Below are 20,713 nucleotides of genomic sequence, written 5' to 3'. Positions count from 1 at the left end.
AGACGCTATGGAAGGGAAGCTAACTACTCACGTACTAGATACTGCAAACGGCTGTCCGGCAGCAGGGATGACTATAGAGCTGTGGAAATTAGAAGCGCAAAAACACGAGAAAGTCTCTAGCCATATCACTAATGAAGATGGCCGAACAGATGGCCCTCTATTACAGGCTGATACTATGGCTGTCGGTAGCTATGAGCTGCTGTTCATGGCAGGCCCTTACTTCGCGCAAAAAACAGATCTTCTACCTAGTCCCCCTTTTCTAGACGCTATCCCCATTCGGTTTGGCATCGCCGATTTGACAGCTCACTATCATGTCCCGCTGCTGGTCTCGCCCTGGTCTTACAGCACCTACCGAGGAAGCTAGAAGTGGTCGTCCTGGTCGCATTGTCGCTGAGTACTTTGCGCCGAATACATAGCGTCCGAGTACATAACGCCGAGCGTATAGCAATCTGTACAGAGCTTCTATACGACTCAACAAAAGGTCGTGCTTCTAGCAAGCTTGCGAAATAGAGTGCAGTCAATGAAAATTAATCTACCATTGACTAATGACTATGAACCTCAGATAATCTATTAACTATTACTTATAGACTGTGAAGTATGGGTTGCGAACTGAGGGAGACAGGATGATCTTTTTGGAAGCGTGCGTGTTCATCACCGTATTATTCGGCTTTTTCGGCATCTTGCTCAAGAAGAATTTGCTGATGAAAGTGCTATCGATGGATGTAATGAGTACGGGTGTCATTTCATTCTATGTCTTAGTAGCGGCGCGTACGGGGGTTTTTACGCCGATTGTGGCCGATGATTCGCCTGAAGGTGTCATTTATGCAGACCCGGTGCCCCAGGCGGTGATCTTGACCGCAATTGTGATTGGGCTATCCATTCAGGCGCTGATGCTAGTGGGCGTGATGAAGCTCTCAAACCACTACCCTTCTCTAAACTGTGATGAGATAGAGGAGTCAGCCGGGTGATAGAAACTGTAATGATTGCCTGGATCGCAATCCCTTTGTTTATAGGGTTTGCGGTCTATTTGCTGCCTGGTCTGGCTCGAATGCTGGCCCTGGCTATGATGCTGCTTTCTGTCTGCGTAGGTCTTTTTCAGATCGCTTTGCCTGCGCCACTGACGATACAGCTGATCGATAGCTTTGGCGTGTCGCTGCTAATCGATCAGATGAGCGGATATTTTGTGCTGCTAAATGCGCTAGTGATGATGGCTGTTGTGCTCTATTGCTGGCCGACTGACAAAGGCGCTTTTTTCTATACGCAAGTGCTGATTTTGCACGGTAGTGTAAATGCCATTTTCGTTTGTGCGGACTTTATGAGTCTGTATGTAGGTTTGGAAGTGATTGGGGTGTCAGCTTTTTTACTGATGGTCTATCCCCGCACAGACCGGGCGCTCTGGGTAGGACTGCGCTATTTGTTGATTAGCAATACGGCGATGCTATTTTATTTGCTGGGGGCGGTGCTGGTCTATCAGGCTAACCAGTCATTTGCTTTTGGCGGGTTGGCGGCTGCGCCTGGAGAGGCGATCGCGCTGATATTCATCGGACTGTTAACTAAAGGCGGCATTTTCGTCTCTGGTCTCTGGCTACCGCTGACGCATTCAGAATCAGATACGCCTGTTTCCGCCTTACTGTCGGGGGCGGTGATTAAGACGGGGGCGTTTCCGCTAGTGCGCTGTGCGCTGCTTGTCGAAGAAATCTCGCCCGTTGTCCAGCTTTTTGGCGTGGCGACGGCTATCTTAGGAACTAGCTGCGCCATTCTAGAAAAAGACACTAAGCGACTGCTAGCCTGGAGCACAATCTCGCAAATGGGATTTGTCTTGGTAGCACCAGTGGTGGCCGGGCTGTACGCGCTCAGCCACGGCCTAGCAAAAGCAATGCTGTTCTTGATTGCTGGAAATCTGCCAAGCCGTCAGTTTGAAGTGCTACAGCAATCGCCGCTGAAGCGAGAGCTGTGGGCCGGGCTAACCATTGCCTCGCTATCGATTTCTGGTTTCCCGCTGTTAGCAGGGTACGGGGCCAAGGCGCTGACGCTCGAAGCGCTGGCTGGCTGGCCGCTTTGGACACTTAGCGTGGTGGCGGTGGGCAGTGCGATCGCCTTCGCCAAATTCATATTCTTACCGTTTGCGGCTAGTCCTAAGGTTGGCGATCTCGCTGTAGCGACTAACCTGCCGGCGACTAACCTTCCCGCGATTAAGCCCTCGAAAAGTAGAACCGATGTTTGGTTTTGGGCGGCTATGCTGCTGCTGACGGTAGGACTGGTGGCGGTTGGCGGACTGACGCTAGAAGCCTACAGCGTTCAGAAGGTAGTCCAATCGCTAGGGACTATTGGGGCTGGCTGGCTGGCCTATCTGCTGATATTCAAAAAAATCAAACTAGCTTTACCTACCGCGCCCGAACGGTTTGAGCATCTAATGGGGGTTATGAGCCTAGTGCTGGTCATATTTCTATGGGGTATTTCAAGGAGGGGTGCGATATGAATAGGCTCTTTGGCTTTATTTTCAAGCTGACGCTTTGGCTGCTGCTAACCGCAGATACAGGTCCAACAAATGTCATCATCGGCGTGGCGATCGCCCTACTACTGCCGCATCAAAGTATGAAGCCGTCAGATTCCTCCAGGCCTCGCTCAGATTCCTTGAGAGAGTGGGCCAGCGAAGCTCGGCAGCTACTGATTGCGATTCCTACTGCCTATATAGAGGCGGTGGAGATGATCTTCCGGCCTCATTCGGGTGAAACCATAGGACAGATTAGGTCGAAACCAAGAAGACCACCCGCCTTAGTTTTCTTAGACGTGTTTTTGATTACCTACACGCCCAAAACAATTGTCATTCGACATGATGAGAACAACTTTTACGAGGTTCACTATGTAGAACCTCCTCGTCAGAACGGACACAGTAGGCAGGAGCAGCCATGAATGGATTGTTGATTGTGATGATTTTAGCGCTGTTGATTCCTATCGCCAGCGCCTGTCGCGACGAGGGCGTCTGGGAGCGAATGCTAGCGTTTGCCAGTATCTCTACGAAGACCTCTTTAATTGTGCTGATCATTTCAGTGCTAAGAGATGACTGGATGATTGGGCTAGCTGGCGTGCTGATTCTCAGCATGGGAAATGCAGCGGTGATGCTGCTGTCGCAAGCGTTGAGGCTATTGAAGAGTGACTGAACCAATCATGAATTTTCTCAGTTTGTTTTGTGTGGGTGTAGGGGTTGTGTTCTGGGTGTGGGGTAGCTGGCCGCTGCTGGGCGATCGCGGTATCTTGTTCAAGCTGCATGCGCTTTCAGTTTCCGATACGCTAGGGTCGATGGCCATTGTTGTTGGACTGTTGTTTCAAATTCCTAGAGAATGGCCTTTGCTGGTGCTGGCTTTGATTGCTCTTTGCGTTTGGAATACGGTTTTGGGCTACGTGCTTGCTTACTCTTGTACAGTTTGCGGTGCGGCTGGCATTAAAATTAATCCAAGTGATCCAACAGGCGGTTCTACAATAGGAGGTCTAGATGCTTGAGTATCTTTTTGAAGGTTTCTCAGAGAGCCTGATGGAGCAGAGCTATCTGCTGGCAATCGTGGCACTGATGCCGATGGTCGGCGGACTGCTGGTGTTTCAGACTAGTCCATATCAGGCGCTGATTCTAAGAGGGATTTTGGGTGCGATCGCGGCGCTTGTCTATGCTATGTTCGGCGCTGCTGATGTCGCTTTGACTGAGGCCCTAGTAGGAACAATGCTGTCGATGACGCTGTATATTGTCGCGATCTTCTCTTCTCAAAAGTCGGAACAGGAATCGAATCAGCCCTTGCCTAGCCAGACATTAGGCCAGACATCTTTGGGCCAGACATTGGAGGAATCGCCATGAGAAACCTCTATATTGCTGCTGGGATTATCCTATTTATAGAGATTCTAATTTCTCCTAGTTTTTTGCCATCGCTGACGTTAGCGGGCACCGCTGCAGACTCTACCGCGACGCTTGCCCCTTCAGTTGTTGATGTTGTTGCCCGCGAAAGTGGTGTTGCCAACACAGTTTCTGGAATTATTTTTAGAAACCGCCTCTACGACACTATTTTTGAAGTAGTCGTATTTACGCTGGCGATTATGGGCGTTCGATTCTTGCTCGCTGATGAGCAGCCCGCTAGCAACATTCGTCAGTTTACTGACTATCCTTCAATTGTATTAGCAAAGCTAGGCGCTACAATTGCGGCGCTGATTGCAGTCGAGCTGGCGATTCGAGGACACCTAAGTCCTGGTGGTGGCTTTGCGGCGGGTGTAGCTGGCGGCACCGCAATTGGCCTAGTAGTGATTGTCTCTGATGCCAAGCTGATGGAGACCATATATCAACGCTGGCGAGCATCAACGCTAGAAAAAGTTTCTGTTCTCATTTTTATTGTATTCTCAGCTCTGTCCTTGTCAGGTATCATGCCGCCAAACCTGGTGCCGCAAGGTACGCTGCTAGACGGCGGCTGGATTCCGGTATTGAATATATTGGTCGCGATCAAAGTCGCTTTGGGTAGCTGGTCTGCTGTGCTGCTGTTTATTCGCTATAGAGGGCTGCTTTAGCGCTCTTTTTCCTAAACCCTACTTCTCACCCTATGGGTCTAGTCGGAGAGTTTTTCCACTGCTTGTGACTGGCTACGACAGCAGCTCTAGGCGGCTTTGAGCCTGATGGTTTGGAAAAATCTGTGCGATCGCCTGATCATCTAGACCAAAATGTGGCCGCAGCACCGACTCTAAAACATCTCGATAGTCAGTGGTCACCGCCAAATCGCGCGACTCATATCGCTCTGATAAATCCAGCCCAGGCCACTGCCCATACACCTGCTGCCCGCGCAGCCCGCCGCCCATCAGCCAAATCACGTTGCCGTGACCATGGTCGGTGCCGGCATTGCCGTTTTCTAGCACGGTACGGCCAAACTCTGACATCACGACGACGACGGTATCTTGATAGAGCGGCCCCAAATCCTGTGCCAGGGTCGCTAGCCCAGTACCAACCAGTGGCAGAAAACGCCGCAGGATACCGCGCTCGCCAACATGAGAGTCCCATCCGCCTAGCTCCATAAAGGCCACCTGAGTATTGGCATCGCTCTTCATTAGCTGGGCCAAACGACGGGTGCTGCGAGCAAATCGAGTCGGCTTAGGCGCGCCGCGAGAGGCTTCCATATTTTCATTGTTGACTTCAGTCAAGAGCACATCCCTGGCGGTTCGTCCGTCTTGATAGACTCTAGCGATTCGATCATCGCCCGCATACATCTGGTCAAAAGCCGTTCGCAGCTGAGGCCGATCAATTGCCATAGGCGGACTGCCCTGGTCAGTTAGCTTCAGGTTTGCCACCGTTTGCGGCCCAGAGAGAATCAACGGCAGCGTGCCACCCGAGCCCACATTTAGCCCCGTGGTGGGTGTACCGTTCGGTAAGAAGGCCAAGAGGCGGTTGAGCCAGCCAATCGAGGTAGAGGCTTCGCCAGGTGTACCGGTTTCTATATAGTCTTGGGCCTGGAAGTGCGATCTTGAGGCAACAGGCGATCCGGCTGCCTGGACAAACGCCAGATTTCCGGCCTGCCATTGGGCCATTAGCGGCTCTAGATCAGGGTTTAGACCAAACTGACCGTCTAGATCGAGCGCTCCATTAGTTTCGCCTGGTTTGGCGATCGCAATCGTGGGCCGAGCCTCGTAATAGTCTAGGTCTTGATGAGGCACCACGACATTGAGTCCATCGATTCCCCCTCTAAGCATGACCACAACCAGTCGAGGCATTCTGGTCCCAGCGGTATTCCCGGAGGTCTGGGCCTCACTGCGCCAAGCCCAACCGTGAGCCCCTAGCGCGACTAGGCTAGACGCACCTGCTAAAGCGGTTTGTCGAAGTAATTGACGTCTTCTCATAGCAGTTTTTAGAACTCTTCTTTAGAAAGGGGGCTTTGGAGAAATCTAGCGTTAAGAAATCTATTGTCGAGCAATCGGGCGCTAAGAAATTTGAAGCTAGCAGATCTAGCGATACATCATTTCTGGACTACCTAGAATCAAAGTCGGCTGTATTCCGTTAGATGCACTATTCACTGCGGCTAGCGTATTCTCAGAAAGCTGATCGCCTAGCGTAGAAATAAGACTGGTTGCCGCTGGCCGATTGTCCTTTTTCAGTCTATAAACGGCAGTAGAAAGGCTAGTACGGCGCATCATGGCATCAGCATTCAGCCAGGCCGATTCTACTTGAGCATATCCATCAGGCGGACGACACTCATAAAGCGGCATACTTAGTTGCCTCATGGTGCCATTCAATCGTCTTAGCACCTGGTCGGAAGGTGACGAAAGCCCAACTGCGCGGGCTATAGAGAATACATACTGGTAGGGCGTTTTGAACTTGGTTTGGTAGTGGTCGAGCGACCAGAATTCGTCACTTTCAAACAGGTCTGACAAGACTACTCGGATATCGCCGTCGCTCGATCGGAATCGCTCGCTAAGCCGATCTACTAGAGCGGCTGGGGGCTGATCGCCAACAAAGTGCTGAGCTAGCTTATAGCTAATATGACGCGCAGTAGAAGGATGACGAGCAATCAAGTCCAGAGCCCTTTCACCTTCTTCTACGCCGCCGCTGGCAATCTGCTGACCTAAAAATACTTTGTCAGTCGGATCGTGCCGATTGGGCTCAAAGCGAAAGCCGCTTTCATCCGGCGCATTCTGGCCGCCAGCGATACTCCAGCCCGTCAGGATCCGAGTTAGGTTTTCGACATCGGCTTGGGTGTAGCCGCCATCGACGCCCATAGTGTGCAGCTCTAGTAGCTCGCGAGCGTAGTTTTCATTGAGGCCCCTTTTTTTGTTTCTACCGCGAGGACTGTTGGGGGAGGTGTTGAGCCAGTTATCTAGGTAAGACAGCATGGCTGGGTGCTTAGCGGTGGCTCCGAGCAGATCGCGAAATTTGCCCATAGCATGAGGGCGAATGGCCATATGCTCGTAAGAGCCCACCAGCAGCCGGACAATACCTCTATTCATATAGACGTTGAAATGGTTGAACCAAAAGTCCACCATCACTTCTTGTAGCTGATTGTTACTTTCTAGGGCGCGCAGCAGCCGGGCTTGAACGGCCTCCCTCGCCACTTTTACCCGGCGCTGTTTGGCGGCGCTACGCTCTTCATTCGTTGGTTTTTTAGGAACAGCGTTGTAGGCAAACAGCGCTTTGGGCGACAGGTCAATATGGGGCAGTTGGCTGAGCCTTTGCGTCAGCGCAGCCGGTTCATTAGCCGAGTCTGGATTGAGCTGCTGGCGAATATAGGTTTCCACGCCCATGCGTTGGACTTGGGTGTGATCGCCCGGCCTAGCGCCCAAGCTCAGGCGTTCAATCACATGAGTAATCTTTTGCGAGTTATTCACAGACAAGACCGAAGTAACAATCGAGACAGAGGACTGGGCTCATTCTAGCGAGTTATTCTTGAATTCATTTTGTCAGCGGTTGGCTACTGCCTAAATCAATAAATCTTCATTCAACTTTCATATGCTCGCCGCCATATAACAACAATGTCTTAGGAAAACATCTTGATATAGTTTGAGTACGCTCAACAAGACAGGCAAGTTTTGGCATCTAAGTACCCGGACCGATGATATGGATGAGCCTGAGCCTTGAGCCTTAGAGGAGAATGCTCAATAGCAAGCGCGGTCTGTATCTGGTCACGCTTGCCGTTGTGATTGGCAACAGGCAAATATCGTGGAGCTTCCGTGTTCACTCATACGCGCTGCGGTTCGACTGCTCTTCACAGTTCCCTTCAAGCGCTGTTTTCACTAGACAGATCGAGCTACAGAGCGTTGAAATCAGCAAGACTGAAGCCGAACGTCAACCCGATATGATGGATAAGTACTTAATTATCTGTCTTTGAATCAAAGGGCAACTCACCGATGTAGCGTTTTGGTCTGATAGACAGTCATGGATATGACAGAAAAGCAGGAACCACTCAATGGGAAAAAGGCATCCGTAGCCAACAGGATGTCTTCATCTGAAGCGTTCTCCGGTGCTGATACTGCTGCTTCGCAGAAGCTACGTCCGTGGGGGGCTGCTAGTGTCTTAGAAGAAGGAAGACGCTACAAAATAAAGCGCGTTGAAGTAAAGCCCGGTCACCGGCTTAGCCTACAAACCCATCAGCATCGCAATGAACACTGGATCGTTGTATCAGGTACAGCCAAAGTCATTTGTGGTAGTGAGGAATCTTTCCTAGCCACAAACCAGTCAACTTACATTCCTGCTTGCATAACGCATCGGCTGGAAAATCCTGGCACTATTCCCCTAGTTCTCATAGAAGTTCAAAGTGGAGAATATCTTGGCGAAGACGATATTATGCGGCTTCAGAGCGACTACGACGAGTATGACTCTCCTAAAAAATGAATGTCTTTGCGATAGACCTTGGCACATGGTAGAGAAGCTACCAACTAGGGCGATGCCGTTGATGAACCTGCTGCTAATACTGAGGTGATAGGTGACTACCCTTCCTGCAAACTAACGCTCAACGCAGAGATTCAAATGATTACTGACTCAACGAAGAGAATATGGGCAGGCCGCACTAGCCGCCGCCGTTTTCTGCGGCGATCGCCCTACTTCTTTGCTGCCTGCGGTTTCGCTGCCTGCTCTCAGGCTACCAAGCCCACTGTCAAAGGTCAGACTCAACCCCAAGCCTCATCTGCTCGGCTGAGCCCTACCCCTGCTTGCGAAGGCCATACGCTTACGCCTAGCCAGACTGCTGGTCCTTTCTACACTCCTAATTCGCCTCAGCGCCAGTCACTATTGTCATCAGAGACGGTAGGCACTCGACTCACTTTGACAGGGAAAGTGCTTTCAACCGACTGCACTCCGCTCGACAACAGCCTGGTTGACGTATGGCAAGCAGATGCACAGGGCACATATGACAACGAAGGAAACAAACTACGAGGGCATCAGTTCACTGACAATGAAGGACGTTACCGGATCGAAACGATTGTTCCAGGGCTGTATCCTGGCCGTACCCGCCATCTACACATCAAAGTGCAGGCCCCAAATTATTCGATACTAACTACTCAGCTCTATCTTCCTAATGAGCCTCTTAACGAAAGAGATTTTCTCTTTCAGTCAGCGCTATTGATGGTGGTACAAGATACTCCTGATGGAAAGCAAGCTCAGTTTGACTTCGTGCTTAGCTAGAGCGTCCTACTCTAGAGCGTTCTACTATTAAGCAACGATACTCGCTGTTCTGGTAGATGTTGGAGAAATCAACCACGTATGCACCGGCCTAACCTCGCCGATCGAAGATCTCTCACAAGTGCTTCCTAATTCCGATCTAGCAGTTGGTTTACAAGAGGCTGTCTGGTCAAAGCGCAAACGGTGCTTCAATCAGTAGATAATATAGAAAGCAAGGGCTGGTGCCTCGCCTATAGAACGCGGAAATATTTTGATGAGCGATCGCAAACCTGATTACGATCTGATCGTCTTTGGCGCAACGGGATTCGTAGGACGCATCCTCTGTGGTTATCTACTCAACCAGAAAGTAGACAGCTCGGTTAAGTGGGCCGTCGCTGGTCGCTCCCAGGCCAAGCTGGAGACCCTTGTTGCTGAACTGGGTGCCAGGGCAGATGGCCCGCCATACCTTACTGCTGATGCTACTGACGAGGCCAGTTTGAGAGAGCTGTGTGCCCAAACCCGAGTGATTATTTCCACCGTCGGCCCCTACGCCCTGTATGGAGAACTCTTGGTACAAGTTTGCGCTGAGACCGGAACCGACTACTGCGATCTGACCGGAGAGCCTCAATGGGTTCGGCAGATGCTTGAGCGCTATCAAGCTGCTGCACAAAGTTCTGGTGCGCGTATCGTCCATTGCTGCGGGTTCGATTCTGTCCCTTCTGATTTAGGCGTTTACTACCTGCAACAGCAGGCGCAACAGCAGTTAGGAGAGTATTGCGATCGCATCAAAATGCGAGTTAGAGCAGCGAAAGGCGGCGTCTCTGGAGGCACCGTTGCTAGCGGCATCAACATCATCCAAGAGGCAAGACTCAGCTCTAGGCTGCGCCAGGAACTAAACAATCCCTATTCCCTATGCCCAGACAATTCCTCCACTGTGACGCATCCCCCAACACTGGTACCCGTGCAGTATGACCTAGACTTTCAAGAATGGGTGTCACCGTTTGTAATGGCAGCTATCAATACCCGTATTGTGTTGCGCTCTAATGCTTTGCTGGGATATTCCTACGGCAAAAGGTTTCAGTACGAGGAGGCGGTATTGACTGGTTCTAGCGTCAAGGGCTGGCTAGCGGCGAAGGGGCTTAGTGCAGCGCTCACTGGTTTAACGGTAGCCACGGCATTCTCAGCCACCCGTCGACTCTTGGAGAACACAATCATTCCCAAACAGGGAGAAGGTCCGAGCCAAGCGTCACAGGAACAAGGGTTTTACGATTTGCGCTTTTGGGGTGTGACGGCCAGCGGGAAAACCATAGAAGTCAAAGTATTAGGAGATCGAGATCCTGGCTATGGCTCTACAGCGAAGATTTTGGGGCAAGCAGGGCTGTGTATGGCTCAAGACTTTGCTAAAAGTGATAAGCCGGGGGGATTTTGGACACCTGCATCGATGTTTGGCAATCGTTTGATAGAGCGATTAGTGAAAGCTGCTGGACTGACGTTTGAACGCTAAAGTGTCTGCTGATTTTTATGCTTCCTCTTAGTTTTGGGTTGAATTGATTGCAACCGCCTCAACCTTAGGGAGCCGCAAACAAATAATGTACCGCTAGCCCTCTCCCTAAATCCCTCTCCCTTCAGGAGAGGGATTTAGGGAGAGGACTCAACAAGCAGGTGCTTGCCGGTACATTATTTGAGCGCACGTTCCTTAATTCTGTTTTCAGACCTACAGACGGCCTACCAGACTAAAGTTACAGGTGAGTAGTACAAGCTGCCGTCAGTGTGCCTAACTCGAATAATCTTGAGAAGAAGAGAAGCGTTTCTCTTCTCGCTTTCTCTTCTCACCCATTGATATGCTGAAGCAATGCTAGAAGACTTTAGACCGTTAGACACCGTTAGACACCGTTAGACTAGGTGCAGACGTGTTGGGTTTGTCACTATGAAGTTGAGTCAAGGGTTAGCGGTATTGGGCGTGGTTCTAGTCGGAGCGATGCTGTTTGGTGCCTATAGTGCAGCTTCTGCACCGCTGCCAGAGGGTTTCCCTGAGCCAACTGGTGACGGAAAAATAGAAGTTAAGCAATATCCGGCATATCGGTCGGCGACCGTGCAAGTCAAAGGGGACTTGAGATCGGCCTCTTCTAGAGGGTTCTCGCCGCTGTTTCGTCATATCAGCGATAACGACATTTCGATGACTGCCCCAGTAGAGGCGCAGTATCCAGCAGCAACGCTTCAAGCTGATGTCCTAACCCAAGGAGATACCGCAGTTTCTTTCCTGTATCGGAGCTTGGATATCGTGCCTAAAGAAGTTGAACAGGACGTAGATGTAGAAGACACGCCGCCGATGACAGTCGTTAGCTTCGGCGTAAGAGGGGGCTATGACTATGATATCTATACGAAGGGCATTGAGCAGTTGCAGGGTTGGCTAGCGGCACATCCTGAGTACAGCGTGGTAGGGTCGCCTAGACGTTTTTTCTATGACGGGCCGTTTATTCCAGATGTGTTGAAGCGCAGCGACATTCAAATTCCCATACAGCGGAAATAGCGCTAGCTAGGCAGACTAGAAGAAGGCTTCTAACTCATCACCAATCTTGATAGGTGCTATAGCCGCAAAAATTCTACACAGCTTTTACTGGGCGATCGCGCCCCCTCTTCCCCACCGCTTCTTTCCAGCTTTGCTTCTAGCCAGTCTCTCTTGTTCAATCGCCGCAATTGAGCGTCTCTGTTGAATCTGTTCCATAAAGAACTCTTCTAAAGTCGGTTTGGCAACTTCTAATTTGGCAATCTGGGCCTTCATCAGCCGCATAGTAGACATAAACTCAAACGGATCGCCGTGCATCGTGCCATACCAATAGCCATCACGAAAAGAGATATTTTTCAGCCAGGTATCCAGCACATCTAAGCTACCGCCGTGACCCTTGACTTTGTAATAGTCTGGATTGCCCAGCAGCTCTTTGATGGCACCGATGCAGACAATTTCGCCTTGATCGAGAATGGCAATGCGATCACAGATCATTTCCACATCCGAGAGCACATGAGAATTAAAGAACAGAGTCTTCCCCTGCGCTTTTAGCGACAGGATAATCTCACGCACCTGATAGCGCCCAGTCGGGTCTAGCCCTGACATCGGTTCATCTAAAAACACGATTTCAGGATCGTTCATCAGCGCTTGTGCCATCCCTACTCGCTGGAGCATACCTTTAGAGTAGCGCCGCATTTGCTTCTTCTTCGCCGAGCGGACGTCTAGCTGCACCAGATCCAATAGATACGTGATTTGTCGCTTTTGAGCGCTGCCTTTGATGCCAAACAGCCCCGCTGTGTAGCTGAGGAACTCCCAACCGGTTAGATAGTCATAGAAATATGGATTTTCTGGCAGGTAGCCAATCTTTGCCTTGGTCTGACCATCGCCAGCGGGTTGGCCCATCAGCGTTGCACCGCCTGCAGTCGGGCGGATGATGCCTAGCAACAGCTTTAGCAGCGTCGTTTTACCTGCGCCGTTCGGACCGAGCAGACCAAAGGTCTCACCTTTGTAGATATCTAATGAGCAGTGCTTGAGAGAGGGCGGCGCTGCCTTTAGCCAAAAGCCAGTGCGGTAGACTTTTCTGAGCAGTTCAGTGCGAATGATCACAGGGCGGTGAGGCGAAGCGGCCACGCCGTTGGTAGCAGGTAAAGTCGTCGAAGGTGGAGGGGTCGAAGGTGGGGAGGCCACGGTCATGATAGATATTCCTAGGACAAAGGCTCGACAAAAAGAACCTCTAGTAAACTAAACACTAGAACACAAGCAAGATATCAACCGAGAGAAGCATATGGACCGCTCGAAAACTGTCGCTATCATCACCGGAGTTGTGTCTGTTTTGCTGGCGATCACATATCTAGTGCTCGTACAGATGCTCGATTTTCGCGGTGAAATGCTCCCAGCGCCAGTGAGTTTTCTAGGATTTTGGCTGTCCTAAATAGTCGCGCTGTTCTCCGGGTTTTCCGAACTGTTTTCCGAACTAAAGCCAGGCGGACAGATCGCGATTGATCAAATCTTGTAGCTTCAGAACATCCTCTCGGTAGTAGGCTTTGAGCCGCTGACAGTCTTGGTCTGACAGGGGCATCGCCTCTTTGCCAGCAGAATTAGCAGCGATTAGACGTGATCGCAATGCCTGCCTTTTTTCCTCTGGCATCACCGTTCTCAGCAGCGTCCCCACTGCCGAACGCACCGGATTATCTGTACGCAGCAGCCGATTGACCGACTGATTTTTGGGTACCGCTGCCGTCTGCTGCCGCTGGCCCGTATCTACCGCGAACTCTGGATCGACCCCAATAAACCGATAGAGATCCCTCATCAGCCCCGGCGCATCTCCTTTTAGGTCTTCATACAAAAATACCTTCACCTGCTGCGGCCCAAACGTTTCGAGAAAGTGCTTCATCCCCGCAAAATACCGCCCTTTGAGCAAAGTAAAAGAAGACTCTGCGCTCGTCTCTATCTGCTCAGCTAGCGGCTTTTGGTTACCTACTACCTGCCGCACATGCATCAAATAGTCAGAATAGGCTCGCTCTACCGGATTACGCAAAATCGCCACTAGCTTCGCTTTAGGCACGTACTTTTGAATAGCTGGCACTGCCCGCTCGTGCCTGAACAAATAATTCGGCGATGCTTCACCGATAGCAACTTCATTCGTCACGCCCTCAAACAGCGCTTTATACGCTTCGAGGGTAACGATTTGCGCTCTACCACCCGGTGTCAGCAGCGGTTTATCAGAAGAGCTGTCAATCTGCGCGGGATCTCTGCCTAAAAATTCAGTCTCCTTACGCGGGCTCATAAACACCTGCGGATGCTGCTGCAGGTAGCTATAGACAGAGGTTGTTCCGGCCTTTTGCACACCGAAAATCAAGAAGTTAGGAAGAACCATATTGGGAAGGTCGAGCGATTCACAGCTTCATCTTTCCCAGCTCAACGCTGCTTGATGTGCTTCAAGGCTGCCTGCCCAGCTTGAATGCCTTATATAAAGACGCACCCGTCTAGAAACGTAATGATCAATCCCCAGAAATAACGTCGGCTATTTCCTCCGCCGAATCAGACGCTTCTTTGTCGATATTGTTAAACAGCCCTAGCCAATAGCCCAGCAGCGCGCCGAACACAAATCCACCCGCATGTGCCCAATAGGCGACGCCGCCGCCCATGCCCACATCTGCCGGAGCACCCAGGCTAGTGAAGCCATAGAGCGCCTGCTCGACGAACCAAAAGCCCAAGAAGAGTAAAGCTGGCACTCTAAAGGCAGTGAAGAAAATAGGAATAAAGGTGAGGACGCGGACTTTGGGAAAGCGGAAAATGTATGCCCCCATAACGCCTGCGATCGCCCCACTTGCTCCCAAAGAAGGTACCGGCGATTCCGGCGCAACATACCACTGACACAAAGACGCCAGCACGCCACAGACAAGATAGAAGCAAAAGAACTTCAGATGGCCTAGCTGGTCTTCAACGTTATTGCCAAAGATCCACAGATAGAGCATATTGCCCCCCACGTGGAAAAAGCCAGCGTGCAAAAACTCCGCGCTCAGCAGCGTCCCCCACTCCGTCACATGAGGAAATCCCAGGCCCGTATTAAAGCTAGCGCTCAAGTCGCGTGGCACCACCGCAAACGTATCAAACAAAGCCTCTAGGCTAGGCCCGCTGAGCGAGGCTTCGTATAGAAACACCAGCAAATTAAGGGCGATTAACCCATAGGTGACATAGGGCGTGGTGGTGATTGGATTTTCGTCGCGAATAGGAACCAAAACAGATTTCTCCAGCGAATAACGGGCAGCTAGTCATTAGACCAGGTTGGCAAGCGGCTCAGCAGATTTGAGGACAAAAGAGCAAAGTGGAGATCGCTACAGTGAGCAAGCAAGTGAACAAGCAACCGGGCAGGGGTGTCCCTTTTCATGTAAATTTACTAGATTCCATTCTATTGACGATCCCCCTTTCGAGGGGCAAACAGGTCACGTCTACATCAATAGCGAACCCGAATAGCAAACCCGGATGGCAAACCGCAAAGGCAATAAAAACAAAGCGACGGATCGAAAAGTTTATTCAGAATTTGGCCCGCCAGAAGCCACCGCCCGGCCTGAACCGGACTTGCCCCCCAACCAGCAAGACATTCGTGTCCAAGTTTCTCGTAAAGGGCGCAAGGGCAAGAGCGTCACGATTGCCAGCGGCTTTGTTCACAACGCCAAAACACTGGGCTCTCTGGCCAAAAGCCTGAAAGCTAGCTGTGGCTCGGGCGGTACAGTCAAAGATGACACTATCGAAATTCAAGGAGAGCACGCCCCCAAACTGCTCTCTTTATTAATCGAAAAAGGCTACAAGGCGAAAATTAGCGGAGGTTAGCTAGAAAATGGCCCACGGCAGGGACAGAATGCGTTCACTAGATAGACCCCAGCAATTCTTCAGGCTCAAACAGCTCGGCCTCGCCTTTCTTATTGGCATCTTCTGCTCGACGCTGCTCAGTGGCCTGGGACAAACCAAATTCAACCAAGCCTACGCCTCTACGCCGATCGAAGTGGGTCGCCACTGGTCGAATCACTGGGCTGCGCCCTGTATGACCTCACTAACGCTTCAGGGCATCTTTGAGCCCAGCGTGCTAGAAAGTCGCTATCCCCGTAGCGCTATTAGCCAAATAGAGTTTGCTACCGCAGTGCTAAAGGCTTTCCCCGGCGCTTTTGCCGCTAATAATGAATACTTAGGACTCACCTTTGAAGCTGGTTCTGAAGCGGCGGCGCTACTGATGTCAGCCTTGGGCACAGAGGCTCGTCCGCAGCGGTCTGTAGCCCGCGCCGAGGCCCTAGCCATTCTGGTCTCTGGATCGGCAACGCCCTATCAATCTCGGGCAAATCAGCTTTTATCGGCAACTTTTCAAGATGCGGCCTTGATTCCTAGCAGCGTTAAGGAAGGGACGGCGGCAGCGCTAGCGGCTGGCTATCTGGTTAAAAAAGAACCGTCGGTTTTGGCCAGTAGATGGCTCGCTAGAAATAATCAGGCGCTGCTGTTTCCCCGTCGTAGCATCACCGTCGCCGATAGCGCTGCCTTCATCTGCAGAGCTAGCCTGAGCCCCAACACAGCCGCGACTGTTCCGGGCGATCGCGCCGTATCAGCAGCTAGCTTACCGGCTACGGCGATGCCCACAACTGAGCTACGCGGCGTCTGGATGACCAATATTGACAGCGACGTTTTGTTCTCTCGATCGGCCCTCGAACAGGCCCTAGACACGCTGTCGGATCTTAATTTCAACGTTGTTTATCCCACTGTCTGGAACTGGGGAACGACGCTCTTTCCCAGCGCTGTAGCAGAAAGAACAATTGGCTACAGGCAAGGGCTGTATCCCGATCTAGATAAAACTGGACGGAAAGTTGAACTAGAAGCCGCTCAGGGCGATCGCGACATGCTTCGAGAAATCATCGAACTTGGCCACAGCCGCGATCTCAAAGTGATGCCCTGGTTTGAGTTTGGCTTCATGGCCCCGTCTGACTCAGAGTTAGCCCGTCGCCATCCCGACTGGCTCACCCAAAAAGCGGACGGCACCTTGACGACCCCTGAAGGGGCTCACGATCGCGTTTGGCTCAATCCTTTTCACCCCGAAGTTCAGTCCTTTTTGCTGCAGCTCATCGCCGAACTGTCAGCGAACTACAACATTGACGGCTTTCAGGTAGACGACCATATGGGCCTGCCCTTCGCCTACGGCTACGATCCCTACACCGTCAACCTCTACCAGCAAGAACACAATGGCAAAAGTCCGCCCGCCGATGCCAAGGATTTTGAATGGACTCGCTGGCGGGCCGACAAGATCACTGATTTTATGGGTGAGGTCTTCACGACCGTCAAAACCCAGCGCCCGCGAGCAGTGATGTCTGTATCCCCCAATCCACACGCATTCGCCTACGAATACTACTTGCAGGACTGGGATACCTGGGTAAAGCGAGGCTATGTCGAGGAGCTAATTATCCAGCTATACCGCACCGATTTAGGGCGCTTTGTCTGGGAGATGGGACAGGATGCGGCTGAATTCGCTCGCGGCCATATTCCCACAGCCGTAGGGGTGCTGAGCGGCCTGAAGGCGCGATCGGTGCCGATGCCGGTGATCGCAGAGCAGGTAGAAGCCGTGCGCGATCGCGGCTTTGCCGGGGTCTCCTTCTTTTTCTACGAAACCCTGTGGAACCTCAGCAGCGAAGGTACGCCCTCACAGCGTCAACAAGCCTTGACAGAACTCTTCTCAAACCAGGCAGTTCATCCCGTTGCTAGGTAAAAATACTTATGCAAAATCCGTCAAAAGAAAGAAGATTCCGCGTTCTCACGAAAATTTCCTCTCTCCTTAATGGAAAAAGTCAACAGCGTTGTTTAAAGTCTTATAGCTGAACGCTGCAAGATACGGATAACCAAGGAAAAATTTATGGCACAGAGTTTTGGTGTGATTGGCCTAGCGGTCATGGGTGAGAATATTGCGCTCAACGTAGAACGCAACGGTTTTCCAATCGCGGTTTACAATCGCTCCCGGTCGAAAACCGATGCCTTTATGGAGAACCGAGCAGGTGGAAAGAACGTCGTCCCTACCTTCTCTCTAGAAGACTTCGTTGCCGCCTTAGAACGCCCTCGCCGCATTCTACTGATGGTTCAAGCGGGCAAACCAGTCGATATGGTAATTGAGAGCCTCAAGCCACTGCTCGATCCCGACGATATGATCATCGACGGCGGCAACTCCCTTTACGAAGATACTGAGCGCCGCGTCAAAGACCTTGAATCGGCTGGATTCAACTTTATTGGCATGGGCGTCAGCGGCGGCGAAGAAGGCGCACTCAACGGCCCTAGCCTGATGCCCGGTGGCAGTAAAGCTGCCTACGACTCGATAGAACCCATTGTTACCAAAATTGCCGCTCAAGTAGACGATGGGCCCTGTGTCACCTACATCGGCCAAGGTGGCTCTGGTCACTTCGTCAAGATGGTACACAACGGCATTGAATACGGTGACATGCAGCTGATCGCAGAAGCCTACGACCTGCTAAAAAATACGCTAGGTCTAGGCCACAAAGAGCTCCATGAGATTTTCGCTGAGTGGAATAAAACAGAAGAGTTAGATTCTTTCCTCATCGAAATTACCGCCGATATCTTCACCAAAATGGATGAAGAAACTGGCAAGCCGCTGGTCGAGCTGATCATGGACAAAGCAGGGCAAAAGGGAACAGGCCGCTGGACCGTGATGAGCGCTCTAGAAATTGGCGTCAGCATCCCCACCATCACCGCTGCGGTGAATGCCAGAATTATGTCCGCGATCAAAGAAGAGCGTTTGATTGCAGCAGAGCAGCTAACTGGGCCAACCGCTAGCTTTGACGGTGACAAGAAAGCCTTTGTCAATAAAATTCGAGATGCGCTGTACTGTTCTAAAATCTGCTCCTACGCTCAGGGAATGGACTTGCTGAGCAAAGCCTCAGCCTTGAACAATTACGATCTAGACCTAGGAGAAACCGCTCGCATTTGGAAAGGAGGCTGCATTATTCGTGCTGCTTTCCTCAACAAGATCAAAGCTGCCTACGATCAAGATGCCAAGTTACCCAACCTGCTGCTGGCTCCAGAGTTCAAGCAGACTATCTTAGATCGGCAAGATGCCTGGCGTGAAGTCATTGCTACCGCTGCTAAAGTTGGTATTCCTGTCCCTGCCTTTAGCGCGTCATTAGACTATTTTGATAGCTACCGTCGCGGTCGTCTGCCTCAAAACCTAACTCAGGCGCAACGCGACTACTTTGGCGCACATACCTACCAGCGCACAGATAAAGAAGGTATCTTCCACACCGAATGGCCTAAGTAGAGCTCACAAACAGCTAGCACTTTCATATTGAAAAAGCACTCTAAGCAACGTGGTTAGGCTTTAGAGTGCTTTCTGATGACTAGACAGCGATTGTAAACTTGATAAGAGGCTAAGGAAACACAGGCTGAGCCTGATAGAAGCTTATGTCTCTCCCTCATCAGAGTCGCCTATCTCGGTATTCTCCGTGTTGACATCACTCTCTTGCTGGAGCTCTATCACTTTCGATAGCTCTAGCCTCGTTAAGGTCGCAATATCCTCTAGTGGCATCGGGGTTCTCAACAAATCTTTTGCTATCAGGATAGCCATCGCCATCTGACCTTCCTCACGGCCTTCCTCACGGCCTTCCTCACGACCCTCTTCTTTAATTTCTTGATATACTCTGGTTTCTTTGATCTCTAGATCGAGCATGGCCTCAATTTCCTCTCGCGAGAGTGCTGTTAGCTTGTAAACAGCGACAGTTGTGACTAGTTCTATTATGTCTGGTAGCGGTGGAAATGGCTCAGGCTGCTGTTTTGCCTTCTGAATCAGCTGAGCGGAGAAGGAGATCAGTTCTGCCTCAGATACGACTGTGAGTTTAACGAGTGCTAAGCCTAGTGGTAAAGCTTCAAACTCTTCAAGTTCGTCTAGATAAAGGCAATGGACTCGATCAGAATCGAGTAGCATTTTGTGGTTTCGATCGTCTTCTGGTAAGAGCTGACGGCTAGGAAAAATTAGGGTGCCGTGCCAACTGTCATAACTACCTTGGTTTCGGTAGAGGTATAGGAATAGTTCAGCAAAGAAGCGATGGTAGATGCCCTGATCTTTTTGAAACTGTACTTCGGTAAAAAAGATGCGTCTATCGGAGATGTCTTCAGGCGGGAGAAGGACACCGTCAATGCGAAAAGACGGTTCTTTGACCTCAACGGAGGTAAACCTGTAGCGTTGAACCGCTTCGGGCTGTTGGTTGATGAGCTGGAAGAAGATGGCTGGGTAGCGCTGAAAGAGCTGATAGAAGATGGCGTCTCGACGCATATGGCAGTTGATAGTGTAGACGTTTCGAAGACTTGCCTCTCTAAATGCGCCTGGTTGAATAAGTCTCAGCTAGCTTTCAGGTAGTGCTGATTCTAGGCGCTTAAGTGAGATGCGAGCGGCTTCTGAAACCTGAGAATGGTCGTCTTTTGCTAGGTAGCGCAGAGCGGCGAGGCTTTTGGGTGTAGGCAGATTGCCGAGGGCTTCGGCGAGGCGCTGGCGGACTAGCCAGTCTTCGGCCTGGGCGAAGTTGAGGATGTTATCTACTGCTTTGGTGTCGCGGATTTCGCCTAGGGCCGCGATCGCAGCTTGCTGAATCACAACCTCTGGACTATCTAAAGCTGCTACTAATACATCATGAGCCTTAGGATTCTTGAGATTACCCAAGGAAACGGCGGCGCTAAAGCGGACTAGCCAGTCTACATCTTCATAAAAAGCGCGAACGAGGGGATCAAACGCGCGTGGATCTTCTAAGTAGCCCAAAGCACCTGCCGCATCCGCTCTGATTCCGTAGTCGGGATCGCCTTCTAAGATATCAACTAGCAAGCCGTAGCACTCTTTTGTCGGCTTTAGCCCTAGCGAAAAGATCGCCATCGAGCGCACCTGCTCATTCTTATCGTCTAATACCTTTTTGATCAAAGGAACGGCCTGCTCCGCTGGCACGTCTCGAAGCGCGGCGAGGGCCAGCTTGCGTTCTACCAAGTTGTCCGCTTCTAGCCGCGCAGAGAGGGTGTCGAGTTCAGGTTGTGAGATCGTAGATAGCTCGGACTGAGACATAGGTAAAGGC

The 20,713-nt window shown here is 51.2% G+C and carries 23 protein-coding genes; 16 read left to right on the top strand and 7 right to left on the bottom strand.

The features are described from left to right. Positions 1–7: 7 nt before the first annotated feature. The 8 genes from uraH (at position 8) to IQ256_RS05625 (ending at position 4,545) form a co-directional block, all read left to right on the top strand. A complete protein-coding gene (gene uraH / locus IQ256_RS05660) occupies positions 8–364 on the top strand; it encodes a hydroxyisourate hydrolase (protein ID WP_193854580.1) in 357 nt (118 codons plus the stop codon). A gap of 259 nt (positions 365–623) precedes the next feature. Further along, on the top strand, positions 624–968 hold the full coding sequence (locus IQ256_RS05655; protein WP_193854579.1) for a cation:proton antiporter subunit C: 345 nt from the start codon (positions 624–626) through the stop codon (positions 966–968). Next, positions 965–2,479 (top strand): cation:proton antiporter, encoded by a 1,515-nt coding sequence (locus IQ256_RS05650; protein WP_370623354.1) that lies wholly within the window; start codon positions 965–967, stop codon positions 2,477–2,479. Before IQ256_RS05655 ends, IQ256_RS05650 begins: the two co-directional genes overlap by 4 nt. After that, positions 2,476–2,913: a Na+/H+ antiporter subunit E gene (locus IQ256_RS05645; RefSeq protein WP_193854578.1), complete on the top strand. Its 438-nt coding sequence runs from the start codon at positions 2,476–2,478 to the stop codon at positions 2,911–2,913. Before IQ256_RS05650 ends, IQ256_RS05645 begins: the two co-directional genes overlap by 4 nt. Then, positions 2,910–3,161 carry a hypothetical protein gene (locus IQ256_RS05640; RefSeq protein ID WP_193854577.1) on the top strand — a complete coding sequence of 84 codons (252 nt, stop codon included), beginning with the start codon at positions 2,910–2,912 and terminating at the stop codon, positions 3,159–3,161. The genes IQ256_RS05645 and IQ256_RS05640 overlap by 4 nt, the downstream gene beginning before the upstream one ends. After that, on the top strand, positions 3,154–3,501 hold the full coding sequence (locus IQ256_RS05635; RefSeq protein WP_370623353.1) for a monovalent cation/H(+) antiporter subunit G: 348 nt from the start codon (positions 3,154–3,156) through the stop codon (positions 3,499–3,501). The genes IQ256_RS05640 and IQ256_RS05635 overlap by 8 nt, the downstream gene beginning before the upstream one ends. After that, on the top strand, positions 3,494–3,847 hold the full coding sequence (locus IQ256_RS05630) for a hydrogenase subunit MbhD domain-containing protein (RefSeq protein WP_228024607.1): 354 nt from the start codon (positions 3,494–3,496) through the stop codon (positions 3,845–3,847). The genes IQ256_RS05635 and IQ256_RS05630 overlap by 8 nt, the downstream gene beginning before the upstream one ends. Further along, complete coding sequence (locus IQ256_RS05625) at positions 3,844–4,545, top strand: Na(+)/H(+) antiporter subunit B (protein ID WP_193854576.1); 702 nt, start codon at positions 3,844–3,846, stop codon at positions 4,543–4,545. The genes IQ256_RS05630 and IQ256_RS05625 overlap by 4 nt, the downstream gene beginning before the upstream one ends. A gap of 72 nt (positions 4,546–4,617) precedes the next feature. Here IQ256_RS05625 and IQ256_RS05620 read toward each other — a convergent pair whose 3' ends face one another. Next, entirely contained in the window at positions 4,618–5,862 is a 1,245-nt protein-coding gene (locus IQ256_RS05620) for a DUF1501 domain-containing protein (RefSeq protein ID WP_193854575.1), read from the bottom strand. A gap of 105 nt (positions 5,863–5,967) precedes the next feature. Next, positions 5,968–7,344 carry a DUF1800 domain-containing protein gene (locus tag IQ256_RS05615; protein WP_193854574.1) on the bottom strand — a complete coding sequence of 459 codons (1,377 nt, stop codon included), beginning with the start codon at positions 7,342–7,344 and terminating at the stop codon, positions 5,968–5,970. Between the two features lie 607 nt (positions 7,345–7,951). On the opposite strand from IQ256_RS05615, the gene IQ256_RS05610 reads away from it, so the two are divergent. From IQ256_RS05610 to IQ256_RS05595, 4 genes are all read left to right on the top strand, one after another. Beyond that, the gene (locus IQ256_RS05610) at positions 7,952–8,347 is read left to right on the top strand and encodes a phosphomannose isomerase type II C-terminal cupin domain (RefSeq protein WP_228024612.1); all 396 of its coding nucleotides are present in this window, start codon (positions 7,952–7,954) and stop codon (positions 8,345–8,347) included. Between the two features lie 135 nt (positions 8,348–8,482). After that, positions 8,483–9,136 (top strand): intradiol ring-cleavage dioxygenase, encoded by a 654-nt coding sequence (locus IQ256_RS05605; RefSeq protein WP_193854572.1) that lies wholly within the window; start codon positions 8,483–8,485, stop codon positions 9,134–9,136. Between the two features lie 250 nt (positions 9,137–9,386). Beyond that, positions 9,387–10,616, top strand: coding sequence for a trans-acting enoyl reductase family protein (locus IQ256_RS05600; RefSeq protein WP_193854571.1), 1,230 nt, complete (start codon positions 9,387–9,389; stop codon positions 10,614–10,616). Between the two features lie 423 nt (positions 10,617–11,039). Then, a complete protein-coding gene (locus IQ256_RS05595) occupies positions 11,040–11,642 on the top strand; it encodes a heme-binding protein (RefSeq protein WP_193854570.1) in 603 nt (200 codons plus the stop codon). A gap of 84 nt (positions 11,643–11,726) precedes the next feature. On the opposite strand, the gene IQ256_RS05590 is transcribed toward IQ256_RS05595, so the two are convergent. Further along, positions 11,727–12,812, bottom strand: a complete 1,086-nt coding sequence (locus IQ256_RS05590) for an ABC transporter ATP-binding protein (protein WP_193854569.1) — start codon at positions 12,810–12,812, stop codon at positions 11,727–11,729. A gap of 91 nt (positions 12,813–12,903) precedes the next feature. Between IQ256_RS05590 and IQ256_RS05585 the strand changes: the two genes are divergently transcribed. Further along, complete coding sequence (locus IQ256_RS05585) at positions 12,904–13,050, top strand: hypothetical protein (RefSeq protein WP_193854568.1); 147 nt, start codon at positions 12,904–12,906, stop codon at positions 13,048–13,050. A 42-nt stretch (positions 13,051–13,092) separates the two neighbouring features. Here IQ256_RS05585 and IQ256_RS05580 read toward each other — a convergent pair whose 3' ends face one another. Together IQ256_RS05580 and IQ256_RS05575 are read right to left on the bottom strand one after the other, a co-directional pair. Then, positions 13,093–13,995: a sulfotransferase gene (locus IQ256_RS05580; protein ID WP_193854567.1), complete on the bottom strand. Its 903-nt coding sequence runs from the start codon at positions 13,993–13,995 to the stop codon at positions 13,093–13,095. Between the two features lie 124 nt (positions 13,996–14,119). Continuing rightward, entirely contained in the window at positions 14,120–14,860 is a 741-nt protein-coding gene (locus tag IQ256_RS05575; protein ID WP_193854566.1) for a rhomboid family intramembrane serine protease, read from the bottom strand. Positions 14,861–15,104: 244 nt separating this feature from the next. On the opposite strand from IQ256_RS05575, the gene IQ256_RS05570 reads away from it, so the two are divergent. From IQ256_RS05570 to gndA, 3 genes are all read left to right on the top strand, one after another. Next, positions 15,105–15,452: a translation initiation factor gene (locus IQ256_RS05570; RefSeq protein ID WP_193854565.1), complete on the top strand. Its 348-nt coding sequence runs from the start codon at positions 15,105–15,107 to the stop codon at positions 15,450–15,452. 28 nt (positions 15,453–15,480) lie between these two features. Then, positions 15,481–17,364: a glycoside hydrolase family 10 protein gene (locus IQ256_RS05565; RefSeq protein WP_228024605.1), complete on the top strand. Its 1,884-nt coding sequence runs from the start codon at positions 15,481–15,483 to the stop codon at positions 17,362–17,364. A gap of 144 nt (positions 17,365–17,508) precedes the next feature. Beyond that, positions 17,509–18,918 carry an NADP-dependent phosphogluconate dehydrogenase gene (gndA, locus tag IQ256_RS05560; RefSeq protein ID WP_193854563.1) on the top strand — a complete coding sequence of 470 codons (1,410 nt, stop codon included), beginning with the start codon at positions 17,509–17,511 and terminating at the stop codon, positions 18,916–18,918. 141 nt (positions 18,919–19,059) lie between these two features. On the opposite strand, the gene IQ256_RS05555 is transcribed toward gndA, so the two are convergent. Next, positions 19,060–19,929 carry an Rpn family recombination-promoting nuclease/putative transposase gene (locus tag IQ256_RS05555; RefSeq protein ID WP_193854562.1) on the bottom strand — a complete coding sequence of 290 codons (870 nt, stop codon included), beginning with the start codon at positions 19,927–19,929 and terminating at the stop codon, positions 19,060–19,062. Between the two features lie 69 nt (positions 19,930–19,998). Further along, positions 19,999–20,703: a HEAT repeat domain-containing protein gene (locus IQ256_RS05550; RefSeq protein ID WP_228024604.1), complete on the bottom strand. Its 705-nt coding sequence runs from the start codon at positions 20,701–20,703 to the stop codon at positions 19,999–20,001. Positions 20,704–20,713 lie beyond the last annotated feature (10 nt).

The organism is cf. Phormidesmis sp. LEGE 11477 (assembly GCF_015207105.1).
GTDB lineage: Bacteria > Cyanobacteriota > Cyanobacteriia > Phormidesmidales > Phormidesmidaceae > Phormidesmis.
The sequence above is the reverse complement of the archived record's forward strand: the minus strand, read 5'-3'. Positions and strand labels throughout refer to the sequence as shown.